10 protein-coding genes are annotated in these 16,719 nt (G+C 64.7%); 6 read left to right on the forward strand and 4 right to left on the reverse strand.

Annotation, left to right across the window (positions count from 1 at the left end):
* Positions 1-16 precede the first annotated feature (16 nt).
* Complete coding sequence (locus ACEN9F_RS02370) at positions 17-592, forward strand: DUF1080 domain-containing protein (RefSeq protein ID WP_413417439.1); 576 nt, start codon at positions 17-19, stop codon at positions 590-592.
* A gap of 2 nt (positions 593-594) precedes the next feature.
* Here the strand turns inward: ACEN9F_RS02370 and ACEN9F_RS02375 are convergent, their stop codons facing one another.
* A complete protein-coding gene (locus ACEN9F_RS02375) occupies positions 595-1,926 on the reverse strand; it encodes a hypothetical protein (protein ID WP_413417441.1) in 1,332 nt (443 codons plus the stop codon).
* Between the two features lie 124 nt (positions 1,927-2,050).
* Here ACEN9F_RS02375 and ACEN9F_RS02380 point away from each other — a divergent pair, with 124 nt between their 5' ends.
* Both ACEN9F_RS02380 and ACEN9F_RS02385 read left to right on the forward strand, forming a co-directional pair.
* Entirely contained in the window at positions 2,051-3,664 is a 1,614-nt protein-coding gene (locus tag ACEN9F_RS02380) for a rhamnogalacturonan acetylesterase (RefSeq protein WP_413417443.1), read from the forward strand.
* A 12-nt stretch (positions 3,665-3,676) separates the two neighbouring features.
* Complete coding sequence (locus tag ACEN9F_RS02385) at positions 3,677-5,035, forward strand: glycoside hydrolase family 88/105 protein (RefSeq protein WP_413417445.1); 1,359 nt, start codon at positions 3,677-3,679, stop codon at positions 5,033-5,035.
* Here the strand turns inward: ACEN9F_RS02385 and ACEN9F_RS02390 are convergent.
* Both ACEN9F_RS02390 and ACEN9F_RS02395 read right to left on the reverse strand, forming a co-directional pair.
* Positions 5,004-7,226: a GDSL-type esterase/lipase family protein gene (locus ACEN9F_RS02390; protein WP_413417447.1), complete on the reverse strand. Its 2,223-nt coding sequence runs from the start codon at positions 7,224-7,226 to the stop codon at positions 5,004-5,006. The genes ACEN9F_RS02385 and ACEN9F_RS02390 overlap by 32 nt on opposite strands.
* The gene (locus ACEN9F_RS02395) at positions 7,223-9,580 is read right to left on the reverse strand and encodes a glycoside hydrolase family 2 TIM barrel-domain containing protein (RefSeq protein WP_413417449.1); all 2,358 of its coding nucleotides are present in this window, start codon (positions 9,578-9,580) and stop codon (positions 7,223-7,225) included. Before ACEN9F_RS02395 ends, ACEN9F_RS02390 begins: the two co-directional genes overlap by 4 nt.
* Positions 9,581-9,784: 204 nt before the next feature.
* Between ACEN9F_RS02395 and ACEN9F_RS02400 the strand changes: the two genes are divergently transcribed.
* The 3 genes from ACEN9F_RS02400 to ACEN9F_RS02410 are packed head-to-tail and all read left to right on the forward strand — an operon-like array spanning position 9,785 to position 14,290.
* Positions 9,785-12,271 carry a cellulose binding domain-containing protein gene (locus ACEN9F_RS02400; protein ID WP_413417451.1) on the forward strand — a complete coding sequence of 829 codons (2,487 nt, stop codon included), beginning with the start codon at positions 9,785-9,787 and terminating at the stop codon, positions 12,269-12,271.
* A gap of 13 nt (positions 12,272-12,284) precedes the next feature.
* Positions 12,285-12,887 (forward strand): PEP-CTERM sorting domain-containing protein, encoded by a 603-nt coding sequence (locus ACEN9F_RS02405; protein ID WP_413417453.1) that lies wholly within the window; start codon positions 12,285-12,287, stop codon positions 12,885-12,887.
* A gap of 11 nt (positions 12,888-12,898) precedes the next feature.
* Complete coding sequence (locus ACEN9F_RS02410) at positions 12,899-14,290, forward strand: glycoside hydrolase family 5 protein (protein WP_413417455.1); 1,392 nt, start codon at positions 12,899-12,901, stop codon at positions 14,288-14,290.
* A 21-nt stretch (positions 14,291-14,311) separates the two neighbouring features.
* On the opposite strand, the gene ACEN9F_RS02415 is transcribed toward ACEN9F_RS02410, so the two are convergent.
* Positions 14,312-16,678 carry an acyl-CoA dehydrogenase gene (locus ACEN9F_RS02415; protein ID WP_413417457.1) on the reverse strand — a complete coding sequence of 789 codons (2,367 nt, stop codon included), beginning with the start codon at positions 16,676-16,678 and terminating at the stop codon, positions 14,312-14,314.
* Positions 16,679-16,719: the final 41 nt, after the last annotated feature.

Consider the following 16,719-nt stretch of genomic DNA (forward strand, 5'->3'; position numbering starts at 1 on the left):
GCAAACAGCAAGCGCGGTGGATTTGTTTAACGGCCGCGATTTCAGCGGCTGGGAGTTGAAGACGACGCCCCCCGCGTCCATCGACAGCGCCTTCCGCATGCTGCCGGACGGCGTGATCGCCTCCGAAGGCAAGCCGTCCGGCTTCCTGGCGACGCTGGAAAACTACCGCAACTACCGCCTGCATGTGGAATGGCGCTGGAGCGGCAAGCCTGGCAACGGCGGCGTGCTGCTGCACATCAGCGACGGCCCGATGGACCGTGTCTGGCCTTTGAGCCTGCAGGTCCAGACCAAGAACGGCAACGCCGGCGACCTGCTGCCGATGGCCGGCGCCAGCTTCGACGAACCGCTGACCAGCGCCAAGGGCGCCGAGCCGCGCATCAAGGCCCATTCGGCACCGGACAGCGAAAAGCCGGCCGGCGAGTGGAACGTTTGCGATGTGGTCAGCCGCAACGGCACCGTCGATGTGACCATCAACGGCGTGCCGCAAAACCGCGTCACGCACGCGCAGCCGGCTTCCGGGCGCGTCGGCTTCCAGCTGGAAGGCGCGCCCTATGAACTGCGCCGCGTGGAACTGACGCCGCTGATGGACTGATCTCAGCGGCGCTGCAACCATGCTTCCGGGACGGGCACGATGCAGATATTGAGCGTGCGCCCGTCTTCGGACAGCATCGCCGACTGGATCTCGATGCGCGTGCCGTCGGCGCTGAAAGTCGGGTGGGTGTGGTCGGCCGCCGTGGTCTTGTGCCCGGTGGTCAGCATCATCATCTCGCGCGTGCGGCGGTCGATCAGGTAAACGCTGCGGCTGAAGTCATCGCCGACCGCCCAACGGCCGTCCGACGATCCGTGCACATGCCACAAGCCGCTGCCGGATGGCGTTTGCCCGGCGATGGTCATCTCGCGCGTGCGGAGGTTGACGATGGCCAGGCCGCTTGGCTTCTCGCGCGTACCGGTCACGCCCCAGCCGGTATCCTGTCCGGGATTGGCGCCGCCTACGCCGGTCGCCGGCGCATCGACGCCGCCGGCACCGCCGGCGATAGGACGGTGGCCCATGATCGCAATCGCCACTTCATCCTTTGAGATCACCGCCTCGTGCGTGACCCATTCGTATGGCGCCTCCGGATACAGAGGACGCAGGCCGCTGCCGTCGGCCAGCACGGTCCAGGTGCGCTGCGGCGACTTGCCGCCGGTCTCCCAGCAGAACACGATCTCGCCCGGATTCCACAGGTTGGCCTGGATATGGCCGATCTGGAACGGTACCGACACCACGTGCCTGACTTCACCGGTATGGATATTCATGCGCGCGATACCATTCGGACCTGCGCCCATGTTGCGCGGCCCGAACGCCGCTTCGGTTTTCACGCCGGGTGCCAGGTGCCGGGCCGCCGCTGCGGCGCCGACGCGAAAGTAGACCCAGTCCTCGTCCGCATCCAGCGCCATGTCGCCGCCGGCCTCCAGCTCCGCCGCCGTGGTGCCGCAGATGCGCTGGTAGGCGCCTGCGGCTTTGAGCGTACCGGCCGCACTGTCGGCCAGCAGCGTGGCCAGGTTGACTTCGACGATCTGCAGGCGCTTCGCGTCCGCATCCTTGCGCATGAAGTACAGTTTCATCGACTTGCGCGCCAGGTTCAGCATGCCGGTATAACCGCCTTCCGTGATCTGGACGATGTCGCCGCTTTGCTCGTTGACCGCCATCGCCTCGCCGCGCGCCAGCGCCGATCGGAACACCACCCATTTGCCATCCGAGGTCCATTGCGGATGGGTGGGATAGATCTTGGAATCGCCGTGCGGCTTACTGGTGAGGAAGGTCAGCATCGTGCCGGTGACCGGGTCCTTGACCACCTTGCGTTCGGACGGGTAACGCTTGCCGATTTGCGCCTGCGCGCTGGTGGACAGGATCAGGGCCGCGCATAGAAGGAATCTGCAGATCATTATTCGCTCAATAAAAGTAGTGAGGCCACGATTGTCTGCCCATATGCCTGCCCGGATTGCTCATTTTGCTGATTCTTTAAATCCGGTGCGCAAGGCCGGAAATTCATCGCATAGAATGAGCGGCATGAATAAATACCTCGCCGCCATCCTGATGCTGCTGTGCTGCACAGCAGCGGTCCATGCCCAAACGCCGCCAGCGGCGGTCAACACCGATCCGCGCACCGCGCAGGTCGTGCTGCCGGAACCCGCCAACGCCAGCCTGCCGTCGCTGATACTGATCGGCGACTCCACCGTCCGCAATGGCCGCGACGATGGCCAGGGCAAGGGCGCCGCAGGGCAGTGGGGTTGGGGCAATCCTCTGGCCGGTTTCTTCGATCCGGCCAAGATCAATGTCGTCAACCGCGCCATCGGCGGCTTGAGCAGCCGTACCTACTTGAGCGCCGGCCATTGGCAACGGACGCTGGCCTTCGTCAAGCCGGGCGACGTGGTGCTGATCCAGTTCGGCCATAACGACAGTGGTCCGGTCAACGACACCAGCCGTGCGCGCGGCACGATCAAGGGAGTCGGCGAAGAGACCGAGGAAATCGACAACCTGATCACGAAAGAACACGAGATCGTGCACAGCTACGGCTGGTATCTGCGCCGCTACGTGGCCGATATCAAGGCGCGCGGCGCCACAGCCATCATCTGCTCGCCGATCCCGCGCAAGAGCTGGGGCGCGGACGGCAAGATCCAGCGCAGCGCCGATGCGTATGCCGGCTGGGCCGCGCAGGTCGCTCGCCAGCAGCAGGTCGGCTTCATCGATTTGAACGAGGCGGTGGCCAGCCAGTATGACGCGATGGGGCGCGACGCCGTCATGCAGCTGTTCCCGCTGGTGACGCCGGACGAGCACACGCACACCAATATGGCTGGTGCGGAGCTGAACGCGCGCACCGTGGTGGCGGGCCTGAAAGAGTTGCGCGTGCCGCCGCTGGCGGTCTACAAGGAAGACGACCGTCCGGTGGTCGACGCCGGCAAGATCGCCGGAGACAAGCCGCGCAATGCGGCGCTGCCCAGCCTTTTCCTGGTCGGCGACTCGACCGTGAAGAGCGGTGGCGTCAACGGTGCCATCGGCTGGGGCGAGCGCATCGCGCCATACTTCAATACGGACAAGATCAACGTCGTCAATCACGCCATCGGCGGCCGCAGCAGCCGCACCTTCTTCACCGAAGGCCGCTGGGAAAAGGTGCTGGCCCAGTTGAAGGCCGGCGATGTGGTGGCGATCCAGTTCGGGCATAACGATGTCGGCCGCATTGGTGATCCCGGCGCGAAGAACCGCGGCTCGGTACCAGGCACGGGGCCGGAGACCGTCGAGGACACCAAACCGGACGGCAGCAAGGAACAAGTGCACAGCTTCGGTTGGTACATGGCGCGCTACGTCGCCGACGCGCTCGCCAAGGGCGCCACGGTGATCCTGCTGTCGCCGGTGCCGCACCGCGATGTATGGGAGCAGGGCCGCGACTTCGCCAGCTACGCGCAATGGGATGAGGAGGTCGCCCGCAAATACGGCGCGCTGTATGCCGACCTGACGATGGTCGTCAGCGACGCCTACCGCAAGGCCGGAGCGCAAGTGGTCAATAGCTACTTCTCCGATGCCCGCACCCACACCAACGAAGCCGGCGCGCAGTTCAACGCCGCGCGCGTGATCGACGCTTTCAACACCTTGCCAGGCAAGCCGCTGGCACCATATTTAAAATAAAGAGACGACTACATGAAGACGAAGCTGCTGCTGAAGAAAACCGCCATCGCCGCCATGCTGCTGCCGCTGGCCTGCCAGGCTTGGGCTCAGACCAAGCCGGTCAACGATGTCACCGCGCCGCTGCATCTGCTGCAACCGGATTATCCTACGCCATACGGCAAGCCGTCCGTCGAAGCCGTGAGCAAGGTGCTGAACCGCGTCTTCACCTACCTGGACGCGGCATCGCCAGCGCAGGCCATCAACGCCAAGACCAGGAAAGAGATCACCAACTTCGACCAGATCGATGACGACACCATCCTGGCCCCCGGCGACTTCCGCCTGACCAGCTATGAGTGGGGCGTGACCTATGCCGGCATGCTGCTGGCCGCCGGCGCGACGGGCGATCAGAAGTACAACGACTACGTCACCAAGCGTTTGACGCTGCTGGCCAGGCTGTCGCCGCCGACGCTGGCGCGCATGAAGGCGAATCCGCAGGCCAAGTCGCCGGTGCGCAGCATGCTCGAACCGCATGCGCTGGACGATATCGGCGCCGTGTGCGCGGCGATGATCAAGGCCAAGCGCGGCGGCCTGCAGGCGGACCTGACGCCGCTGCTCAACAGCTGCATCGAATTTGTCGGCACCAAGGAGTTTCGCTTCACCGACGGCACGCTGGCGCGCAACCGTCCGCAACCGAATACGCTGTGGCTGGACGATATGTTCATGGCGATTCCGGCATTGGCGCAACTGGGCAAGTTGACCGGCGAGGCCAGGTACTACGATGACGCGGTCAAGCAGGTGAAGCTGTTCTCGGACCGCATGTTCAATGCCCAGAAAGGCCTCTACATGCATGGCTGGGTGCAGGGCATGGACGTGCATCCCGAATTCCACTGGGCCCGCGCCAACGGCTGGGCGGTGATGACGCTGGTCGAACTGCTGGACGTGCTGCCGCCTGAACATCCAGGCTATAACATGGTGCTGCAGCAGCTGCGCGCGCATGTCAAGGGGCTGGCGGCTTACCAGGACGGCACTGGTTTGTGGCACCAACTGATCGACCGTAACGACACCTACCTGGAAACCTCGGCCACCGCCATCTACGCCTATTCAATGGCACGCGCGATCAATCGCGGCTACATCGACAAGCGCGCCTACGCGCCGGCCGTCATCCTGGCCTGGAACGCCGTGGCCACCAAGGTCAACGCCAAGGGACAAGTCGAAGGCACCTGCGTTGGTACCGGCATGGGCTTCGATACCGCTTTCTATGCCTACCGTCCGGTGAATGTGTACGCGGCCCACGGCTACGGCCCTGTGCTGCTGGCCGGCGCCGAGGTGATCACGATGATCAAGAATCACCAGTTTGAAATCAACGACAGTTCGCTGCAGTTGGTGAAGTAAGGCAGTCGACCAGCGCTTGCGGCACGGCGATCACCGTGCCGTGACGCAGGCGCTGCGGTGTGCCTTCGTCGGGGAAGTGCATCTTGTCCGTCACGTCTTCCCAGTGCACCAGGTCGCGCGAGCGCACGGCGCCGTAATGCTTGGTGATGTAGGCGTCGTAGTACAGAATGACGTCTTCGCCGACCTGCACGGCGGTTGGACCTTCGACCCACAGGCCAGGCGCGGTGATCGGCTGACTTAGTTTTCCGAACGGGCCTTGCAGGTCCGGCGCCGCCGCCAATTGCAGGTACTTCTTCGGCGGATTGCGCGTTTCATCCTTGACCAGCAGGTAGTTGGCGTCCTTGGTCCGCAGTATGGTGGCGTCGATCACGCTGAAGCCGGGATCGTAGTACAGCTTCGTCGGCGCATAGGTGACGAAATCCCGCGTGGTCGTGTAATACATGCGGTGATTGTACTTTTCCTCCGACGAGCCATCGGTGGCCGCAAAACGGCCCGGTATCGTGGAGGCCCAGAAGATCAGGAATTCGCCGCGCTTGTCGTCGTAGACGATTTCCGGCGCCCAGGCGTTCAACACGCCGGGTTCGTGCGCCATGACCGGAACCTGCTGTTGCGCGGACCAGTGGATCAGGTCTTTTGAGGACGCATAGCCGATGTTGTTTTCGTTCCAGCCCGAGGTCCAGACCATGTGATAGGTCCCGTCCGGGCCACGTACGATGCTCGGGTCACGCATCAGTTTGGACTTGCCGACTTGCGGTGCCAGATAGCTGCGGCCGCCCCCCAGTTTCTCCCAGTTGTAGCCGTCCTTGCTGGCCGCCAGGTGCAGGCCGTCCTCGCCGTTGCCGATGAAGTAGGTGAACAGGTAGGCGGTGGCGTCGTCGCCCAAGGGCCGCTGGTTGCTGTAGTTCGGGCTGGGCGGCACGGAGAATTTTTCCACCGGATCGGGATGCGAAGGATCGAAGTGACCGTAGCCGTCGGCGATGTAGGCCGCCGCCGCAACGCCGCTCTGGCGCAAGCCGGTCAGCACCGCTTGCGCCAGCTCATAGCTGCCGTAGGCGTTGTGGTGTGTGTTGTCGATGCGGCCGGGCTCCGGCTCGGCGAAGGCTTTCTTCGACAACTCCGGGCCGAGCGCTTCGTAGAACGGTTTGCTCATCGCATTCAGGTCGATGAACGGTGCGCCCAGTTCCTGCGCCGACTGACGCGCGGCGGTGGCATAGTCGATCAACGACGGCACGACCTTGCCGTTGGCGTCGAAGTTGCGGCGCTCCATCGACGAGACGATGACGGCGACGCCGCCGCGTGCGCGTATCGCTTCGACGTGGGCGCGGATCTCGTCCTTGTAAGTTGTGAACGGGCCGCCTTTGCCGTCCTTGATCTGTTTCTGGTCGTTGTGCCCGAACTGCATCAGCACCGTGTCGCCGGGGCGCATGGCGCTGAGGATCTTGTCCAGCCGCCGGCGCTGCAGCGAATCGCGATAGGTTTCGCCGGATTCGCCGTGATTGGCGACGGCGATGCCGGGCTTGAGGAAGCGCGGCAGCATCTGGCCCCAGCTGTTGTAAGGCTCGCCTGGCTGGTCGCAGACGGTGGAGTCGCCCAGCAGGAACAGCGTCGGCGTTTGCGCCGGCGTGATCTCGATGGCGCGGATGGCGGGGCGCTGGCCGTTGATCTCCAGCGTCAGGCGCTGGTCCCAGGCCCAGGCTTCCTGCACTGTTTCGCGCGGGGACTTGAGCTTGACCGCGCCGCCGCCGGGAATCCTCGGCGTGCGGACGTTGACGGTGAAAGTGCGCGTGACCGAGGCGCCAGGCGTGGTGGCGACATTCTCCAGCATCAGGCGGCGCAGCTCGGCCTTGACGGTGGTGCTGGAAGCGGCCTTGCCAGCGCCCAGCGTGATGGTGACGTTGTAGTTGCCTTCGGGGAGATCGACCGAGAAGAAAAATGGCTTGTCGCCGGTGATATAGCCGGCGTGCAGGCGGTCGCCGGATGCGTCTTCGACGGTCCGCGCGGCTGCACCTGATTCAAAGCCGAAACCGCGTGCGGCGCTGTACTCCATGTCAGGCTGCACGTTGATATAGCCCGCCGATGGCTTGGCGGCGCCGAACTCGAAACGCCAGCTGTCGGCGGCAGCAGCGGCGCCGCCGCCCGCCAGTCCGACAACAGCCAGCAGGACGGCGAGGGCGGAGGCGCGCCGCATCATTGCGCTCCCGCAGCCGTTGGAATCGCCAGGCTGGCGCCGGCCAGGCCCTTCGCCTCGGCCCTGAACGTAATCGTCCCGCCGGCGGCGCTGGCCTTGACGACAGCCACGCACTGTCCGCGGTCTGTCTTGCAAAGATTGCTCTGGTAGGTATCGTGGCTAGTGACATTGCCATTGTCCACGCCGGCCAGCGCGCCGGGCCCGCCGACGCTGAAGGTCAGTGGCACGCTGCCATTGGGGACCTGCACGCCGTTGGCATCGACGATGCGCGCGGTGACGAAGGCGGCGTCATTCCAGCCGGCGCCCAGGGTGCTGCGGCTGGACGCCAGTTCGATACGCGCCGCCGGCCCGGCAGTCTTCAACTCCTCGACCGCGACTTCCTTGCCGCCGTTGCTGGCCACCGCCCGCAGCGTGCCTGGCGCGAAGGTGACATCCCAGCCGCGCGGGCTGTCGTCCTTGGGCTTGGCCTTGCTGCCCAGCGATTCTCCGTTGAGGAACAGCTCCACCTGCTCGGCATTGCTATAGACCTGCACCTTGGCGTCGTCGTAGGTATTGAGGTCGGCTGGCGTCCAGTTGGCAATCCAGTCGCCGGTACCGGCATTGTCCGCGCGGCGCACAATGTGCACCACCGGCTTGGTCGACCACCAGCTGCGGCGCTGCAGGCCGCGCGGCTTCCAGTTGCCGGCACGGTCGAACAGGCCCTGGTCGTAGGTCGTCGCCGGCCAGCTGTTCTCGCCCAGGTAGTCGAAGCCCACCCACAGGAACTGCCCGGCCATGAAGGCGTTGTCGCGCAAGGCCAGCCATGCCGAAAGCTGATGGCCATTCTCGGTGCCGATCACCTTGCGCTTGGGGTTGGCCTTGTGCGCGGCGACCAGCTCGTTCTCGCGATAATTCTGGCCGACGATATCCATCGTCTCCGCAAAGCCGTTCACATAGACCTTGGACAGGGCGGGGCGGAACAGCGCCATCGTCACGGGCCGCGTCGGGTCCAGCTGGTGCATCAGGTCCTGCTGCTGTTTGTATTTCTGGAAGCCTTCCGGGCTGTCCAGGTTATCGTGGATCTCGTTGCCGACGCTGTACATGACGATGCTAGGGTGATTCCGATCGCGTATCACCATCGCCCGCGTATCGGCCTCCCACCATTGGGTCCAGAAGCGGTTGTAGCCCTGCTCGCCGTTGTCCTTGGCCGCTGTCCAGGTATCGAAGGTCTCGTCCATGACCAGGAAGCCCATTTCATCGGCCAGGTCGAGGAACTCCGGCGCCACCGGATTGTGCGCGGTGCGGATCGCATTCACGCCCGCTTCGCGCAGCAGCTCGAAGCGGCGCCGCCACGCATCCAGCGGCACGGCCGCGCCCAATGCGCCGGCATCGTGGTGCAGGCAGACGCCCTTGATTTTCAGATTGACGCCGTTGAGCCAGAAACCGGTGTCCGCATCGAACTTGAACTCGCGGATGCCGAAGGTGGACGTCTGCTGGTCCAGCACCGTGGCGCCTTTGCGCAGCGTCGCCACGGCGCGGTACAGTTGCGGCTTGTCCAGCGACCAGCGCTGCGGCGACGGCACCTTTACGGTCTGCACGACTTCCGCCGAGCGGCCTGCCGCAACGGTCTGGCGCGATTCGCTGGTCTGCACCACTTTGCCGGCGGGATCTCGGATCTCGACCTGCAAAACATATTCGCCATCGGCCGAAGAGGTATTGCTGACATCCGACTGCAGGCGCAGGCTCGCGCCGTCCGCATCGATGGCCGAGGTGGTGACAAACACGCCGCCGGCGCCAAATTGCACCGGCTCCGTACTGACCATCCGCACATGGCGGTAGATACCGGCGCCGGTGTAGTAGCGCGAGGCCGGCTGCACGTCGTTATCCGCGCGCACCGCCAGTACATTGGCCTGGCCCTTGCCGAACTTGAGATGCGGCGTCAGATCGTAGCTGAAGCTGCTGTAGCCGTAAGGCCGCTTGCCCAGCAGTTTACCGTTGATCCACACCTCGCTGTTGGCCATCACGCCATCGAACTCGATGCGCACGCGGCGCTTGGCGTCGTCGGCCGGCAGCGTGAACTGCTTGCGGTACCAGCCTATGCCCGCCGGCAGATAGCCACCGCCGCGCGAAGTCGGATTGGCCTGGTCGTAAGGTCCTTCGATGCTCCAGTCGTGCGGCACCGACAGCGTGCGCCATTTTCCGTCGTTGAAGGCCGCCGCCTGCGCACCCTTGGCGTCGCCCTGGAAGAAGCGCCAGCCGGCGTCAAAACTGGTAGTCACACGGCCGTCGGCCAGTGCGGAAATAGAAAACCCTGCCAGCAGCAGCGCCGAGGAGACGCGGCGTACCACCGGCAGGGAAGGAGTGCGCGGTTTGAACATAGAAGTCCGTTGTTTTTCAGTTGGATCGAGTATCGATATTCCCGTACGGGGTGTCAACGGGCTACGCGATGTAATCATTTTTCTGACTGTTAAATATCATTCAGTTGATTGGCTGTTTTCATAATTGCATCGGATTTTTTCCAGTCGCAGAATGGTCCGACGCGCCGCCTGAGCGCGATAACTATAAATCTGAGAGACGAGAACATGAGAGCTAAGCACGGCTTGGCGCTGCTCACGGCAGCGCTGTTGATCCCCTACGCCTGTACGGCGGAAAACTATCACTGGGACTCGGTCGCCATCGGCGGCGGTGGTTTCGTATCGGGCCTGGTGCCAAGCAAATCCGAACGCGGCGTGGTCTACGCCCGCACCGACGTCGGCGGCGCCTATCGCTGGGATGCCGCAACGTCGCGCTGGACCGCGCTGACCGACTGGGTGAGCGACGCCGACGTGGGCCTGATGGGCATCGAATCGCTGGCGGTGGACCCTCGCAACGCGGCCAACGTCTACCTGTTGGCCGGCACCAGCTACTTCAGCAACGGCAAGACTGCAATCCTGCGTTCCAGCGATTACGGCAAGACCTTCGCCGTCACCGACGTCACGGCCCAGTTCAAGGCCCACGGCAATGGCATGGGACGCCAGAATGGCGAGAAGCTGCAGGTCGATCCCGGCTCCAGCAATGTGCTGTACGTGGGTACGCGCCGCAATGGCCTGTTTAAGAGCACCGACGCCGGTGCAACCTGGAACCGGATGGCATCCTTCGGCGTGACCACCACGCCCAACGACAACGGCATCAGTTTCGTGCTGCTCGACCCCTCCAGCGTGAGCGGCGGCGTGGCGCGGCGCCTGTTTGTCGGTGTCTCCCGTTTCGGCTCGGTCGGTCCCAACCTGTACTTCAGCGCCGACGCGGGGGCGACGTTCACGGCGGTCAAGGGCGGCCCGCCCGGCGGCGTGATGCCGCAGCGCGCCGTGATCTCATCCAAGGGCAAGCTGTATATCACGTACGCCAACGGCGCCGGGCCGCATCCGGCCGACGGCGAGCCAATGGACAACGGCCAGGTGTGGGAGTACAACGCCGTCGGCGGCAACTGGGCCAACATCACGCCTGCGGGCCTGGCCCGTCCATTCGGCGGCATCAGCGTGGACCCGTCCAATCCCAAGCACCTGGTGGTCTCCACCATCAACACCTGGATGCAGCAAGGCGCCAACAGCTATGGCGACCGTATCCTGACGTCGCTCGATGCGGGGCGTAGCTGGACCGACGTGGTGGCGCGCGGCTTTGCGCTGGACGCCAAGGGGGCCAACTGGATCAACAGCGGTTCCATTCACTGGGCCGGCTCGCTGGAATTCGATCCCTTCGACACGCAGAAAGTCTGGGTAGGCTCGGGCAATGGCCTGTTCAAGACAGCCAACATCGACGCTGCCACCACGACCTGGGACTTCGACGTGGCGGGGCTGGAGGAAACGGTACCCTTCAACTTCGAGAGCGTGACCAATGGGCCGCTGGTCTCGACCATCGGCGACTTCGACGGCTTTGTCAACGCCGATGCGGCCCAATACGGCGTCCAGCACGCGCCGCAGATGGGCACCACCTCCGGCCTGGCGATCGCCGCGCAGGACAGCCGCATCATGGCGCGGGCCGGGTCCAGTCTCTACTACTCGACCAACGGCGGCGCCAGCTGGACCAAGGCGGCGGTGATCAATGGCGGCCAGGGCCAGCTGGCGTTCTCCGCCGATGGCTACGCGCTGCTGCATAGCCCCGCCAATTCCACCGCCAGCTACCGCTCCACCGACTACGGCACCAGTTGGAGCGTGATTGCCGGACTGACCGCCAACAATGCGCGGCCGGTGGCGGACCCGGTCAACCCGGCCAAGTTCTATGCCTACGATGGCGTCAGCCTGCTGGCCAGCACGGACGGCGGTGCATCGTTCGCCGTCAAGGGCAGTCCGGGTAGCGGCGGCTCGAATATCATCCGCGTGGCGCCGGGACGCGAAGGTGATGTCTGGGTGTGCCTGAACGGCGGCGGCCTGACCCGCTCGACCGACTCCGGCACCACCTTCAGCAAGATCGCCAGCGTCAACCAGTGCGGCGCGATCGGCTTTGGCATGGCGGCGCCGGATGCGGCTTATCCAACGCTGTTCATGCAAGGCGTGGTGGGGACGGTGAGCGGCCTGCTGCGCTCGACCGACGCCGGCGCCACCTGGGTGCGCGTGAACGATGATGCCCACCGCTACGGCGGAACAGGCAATGCGCACATGGTCAACGGCGACATGAATATCTTCGGCCAAGTGTACATGAGCACCGCCGGACGCGGCATCGCCTACGGCAAGCCGGCATTGGCGGGCGAAGTGACGGTGACGCCGGTGACGGCGAGCCCGCCGGTCTCCAGCGAACCGGCCAACCAATGCAGCTACGTGGTCACGGCCTCCTGGGAAGGCGGCTACAACGCGGCCGTGCGCATCACCAACAACCGAAGCACCGTCATCAGCGGCTGGTCTGTCGGCTGGACCTATACGGATGGATCGGTAGTGCAGGGCTTCTGGAACGCCGCGGTCGCGGGCGCCAGCCCGACCTACACGGCAACGCCCAACCAGAGCTGGAACCACGACATCTACCCCGGCGGTACCGTGGAATTCGGCATGACCGTCAGCGGCTCGGCCATTCCGGCAGTCACCGGCGATGCATGTAACTAAAAGAGGGGAGACCATGAAAAAGTTTTTGATCGGATTATTCGTCGGCGCGGGCCTGCTGATGGCAATGCGGGCGCAGGCGGTGCAAGTCAACTTCGATGAGCTGAATGCGGACGGCGATCTGACGCAGTTGAGCAGTTCCTATGCCGGTTTTAGTTGGAGCGGGGATTGGTACTACGGCGATACCACGGTGGAGGGCTATGGCAATGGCGCCCACTCCGGCGCTGTCTACGTCACCAACGGCTATGGCGCCGACAACCTGACCATCGCCGGCGCCACCGCCTTCAACTTCTCCGGCGCCTGGTTTGCGGCGCCGGCCACGAATGGCGCGACAGCGGCATGGGTCAACATCACCGCCTACGATGCGGCCGATCAAGTCATCGGCACGACCGGCAATGTCGGCATCGGCAGCACATACAGCTGGATCGCCGCCAGCTTCGCCAACGTCTCCCGCCTGAGTATCGCGCGCGATGACGGCTGGTATGTGATGGACGACTTCACCACAGCGCAAGGCGTCAGCGCGGTACCGGAGCCGGGCAGCGCACTGCTGCTGGCCGCCGGGCTGCTGGTATTAGGCTGGGCAAAGCTGCAAGCCCGCCGTTCATCGCGTCAACCATGAAAGGTCATGACATGAAATTCCTGAAATCGATGGCAGTCTTCGTCCTCGCGCTATGCGCGGGATCCCCGGCACAGGCGCAGAGTTGCGGCAGCGGTGGCGGCGCCACGGTCTGCCTGACCGCGACCGGATCGGCCGACAACATCAAGCTCACATGGACCGTCAGTGGCGCGGTCACCGGCCTGCAGGTCTACCGCGACACCGACAGCGACGCCGCCGGGCGCGGCCGCGTGGCCATCCTCAGCGCCAGCGCGATCACCTATACCGACACCACGCCAGCGACCGGCACGCCATACTGGTACTGGGTCAAGTTCACCACCAGCACCGGCGGTTCCAGCTCCGGCTCGGCCACCGCTGTGCGCGCGGGCCTGGTGCGCAACCTGACCAGCGTGCAGCTGTCGGCGTTGATGTCGCCAGGCTGGAACCTCGGCAACTCGCTGGAAGCCATCGGCGGCGAGACGGCATGGGGCAATCCGCCCGCCAACCAGGCGCTGTTCAACGCCGTCAAGGCGGCCGGTTTCAAGACTGTGCGTATTCCAGTATCGTGGAGCCAGTATGCGGACGCCAGCTATAACATCAGCGCCAGCTGGATGGCGCGCGTGAAGGAAGTGGTGGATGCGGCCCGCAGCGCGGGCCTGTACGTCATGATCAACGTCCATTGGGACGGCGGCTGGCAGCAGCCGACCTACGCCGCGCAGTCGGCCGCCAACGCGCGCCTGACCAAGTTCTGGACCCAGATCGGCAACACCTTCAAATACTATGACGACTACCTGCTGTTCGCCGGCACCAACGAGGTGATGGTCGAAGGCGTCTACAGCGCGCCGACGGCGGAGAATATCGCGGTGCAGAATGGCTTCAACCAGGTGTTCGTCAACACCGTGCGCGCCACCGGCGGCAACAACGCCACGCGCCATTTGATCGTACAGGGCTACAACACGAATATCGATTACACCTACGCCACCAACACCGTGCCGACCGACAGCGTCGCCAACCGCCTGATGATGGAGGTGCACAACTACGACCCTTACAACTTCACCTTGAACGAGAATAGCAGCATCTGGCAGTGGGGTTCGATCGCCACCAGCCCGGCGAATACGGAAACCTGGGCCAACGAGGCCTACATCGACGCCCAGTTCCAGAAGATGAAGACGCGCTTCGTCGACAAGGGCGTGGCGGTGATCCTCGGCGAATACTCGGCCATGCAGCGCACCGAGTACGACGCGGCCAACAAATACCGCCAGTACTGGGACCAGTACCTGACCAAGTCGGCGTACCAGCACGGCGCGGTGCCGGTGTACTGGGACAATGGCCCGACCACCAATCACTCGTCGGGACTGTTCAACCGTTCGACCGGCGCGCAGGCCTATCCGGCCATCATCAGCGCCATCGTCAACGCGGCCAAGTAGTTCCCGGGGCAGCGGTAGCCATCAAGCTTCGACGGTGCGGGGTTGCGTCGCCATGCGGCGGCGCTTCTCCGCATCGGCGGTGGCGTTCAGGTCTGCCGGGAAATCGTCCACGTGCACCGACAGATCGGTGAAGCGGGCAAAGTCCGACATGGCGCGCCGCTCTTCCGGCGTCAACAGGCCCAGCGCGGCGACCTGCGTGATCCAGCGTTCCATCTCGGGCAGGCTTTGCGGAACGGATTCCAGCTCACCCGACCTGAAGACGGGCTTAAGGCGATGCTCGATCGATTCCACCATCGGCAGCAGCGCGAAGGCCAGTTCGCCGCAAGCGACAGGATCGCGCAGGTCGTCGGCCAGGTAGCTGTCGGCCAGCAGACGTTCGCGACTGGCGCCCGGCGTTTGCATGGCGTTGGCGACGGCGGCGCCCAAGTCGTCGGACGGTGGCGCCCACGGCAGGCCGAACGGGAACGTCAGCAAGCGCGCCAGCACGGCCGCAGGTCGATTGGGGAAGTTTTCCAGCACGCCGTCCAGCGCCAGCGCGGCTTTGTTGAGCGCATCCTGCACCGACCAGTGGACATAGACCGCGTCCGCCTCCTGGCGGCCTTCATCTTCGTAGCGCTTCAGCGTCGCGCTTACCAGGTACATCAGCGACAGTGCATCGCCCAGCCGGGCCGAGATGCGCTCGCGCCGTTTCAATTCGCCGCCCAGCACGAACATCGACATATCGGTCATCAGCGCGAACGCGGTCGACAGGCGGCCCACGGCGCGATAGTAAGCCGCCATATCGTCGGCGGCGCGTTCCGGCACCGGCGCGGAGAGGCCGCCGGTGAGGCTGTACCACAGCGCGCGTACCGCATTGGCGCAGACGAAGCGCACATGGCCGAAGAAGGCGGCGTCGAAGTCATGCTCGCCCTTGCGCCGGTCCGCCTCGGCGGTGGCGCGCATTTCCCGCAGCACGTAGGGATGCGAACGGATCGCGCCTTGGCCGAAGATGATCAGGCAACGAGTCAGGATATTTGCACCTTCGACCGTGATGGCGATCGGGATCTGCTGATAGGCGCGGGCCAGGAAGTTACCTGGCCCCATGCAGATGCCTTTGCCGCCCAGAATATCCATGCCATCGTTGACCACCGCGCGGCCGCGCTCCGTTACGTGATATTTGGCGATGGCCGAGATCACGGCGGGCTTCTCGCCCAGATAGACCGCCAGCGCTGACAGCTTGCGGGTCGCATCCATCATGTACAGGTTGGCGCCCATGCGGGCCAGCGCTTCCTGCACGCCTTCGAACTTGCCGATGGCGGTCTTGAACTGGCGGCGGATCGCGCAATACGCGCTGGTGCCGCGCACGGCCAGCTTGGCGGTGCCGACGCTGGCCGACGGCAGTGAGATCGCACGGCCCGCGGCCAGGCATTCCATCAGCATGCGCCATCCTTTGCCGATCTGCGTCGGGCCGCCGATGATCCATTCCATCGGGATGAAGACGTCCTTGCCGCTGGTCGGGCCGTTCTGGAACACGGCATTCAGCGGCCAGTGGCGGCGGCCGATGACGACGCCAGGGTGCGTGGTCGGGATCAGCGCGCAGGTGATGCCCGGCGTGGCGTCCGGCGGCAGCAGCCGGTCCGGATCGACCACGCGGAAGGCCAGGCCCAGCAAGGTGGCGATCGGGCCCAGGGTGATGTAGCGCTTGTCCCAGCTGATGCGCAGGCCCAGCGTCTCGCGGCCTTCGAACTGGCCCATGCAGACCACGCCGGTGTCGGGAATCGCGGCGGCGTCGGAGCCGGCATAGGGGCTGGTCAGCGCGAAGCAGGGGATTTCGGCGCCGGAGGCCAGGCGCGGCAGGTAGTAGTCTTTTTGCTGGTCGGTGCCGTAGTGCAGCAGCAGTTCGGCCGGGCCGAGGGAGTTCGGCACCATCACCTGCACCGCCAGCGCCGAGCAGCGTGTCGACAGCTGCATCACCACCTGCGAATGCATATAGGCCGAGAAGGCCTTGCCGCCGTACAGCTTGGGAATGATCATGCCGAGGAAGCCCTTGTCGCGGGCGTACTGCCACGCGGGCGCCGGCAGGCCTTGCCAGACTTGCGTGGCTTCCCAGTCGTCGACCAGCTCGCACAGGTGTTTGACCTCGTTATCGAGGAAGGACTGTTCCTCGGCGGTCAGCGTCGGGCGTGGCAGCTTGAGGAATTTGTCCCAGTCGGGGCGGCCGCTGAACAGGTCGGCATCCCACCAGGTGGTGCCGGCTTCCAGCGCATCGCGCTCGGTGTCGGACATAGCGGGCAGGATGCGCTTGAACAGCGCGAAGATATGCGGGGTGACCAGGCTGCGTCGCAGCGCCGGAATGGCCAGCACGGCGACAACGCCGACCAGCAGGATGATAAGTATCCACAGGATCATGTCGACCTCCTTTTTCTGATCCGAAGATACTGCTGCGACCC

This window comes from Duganella sp. CT11-25 (assembly GCF_047302815.1).
In the GTDB taxonomy this organism is placed as follows: domain Bacteria; phylum Pseudomonadota; class Gammaproteobacteria; order Burkholderiales; family Burkholderiaceae_D; genus Rugamonas.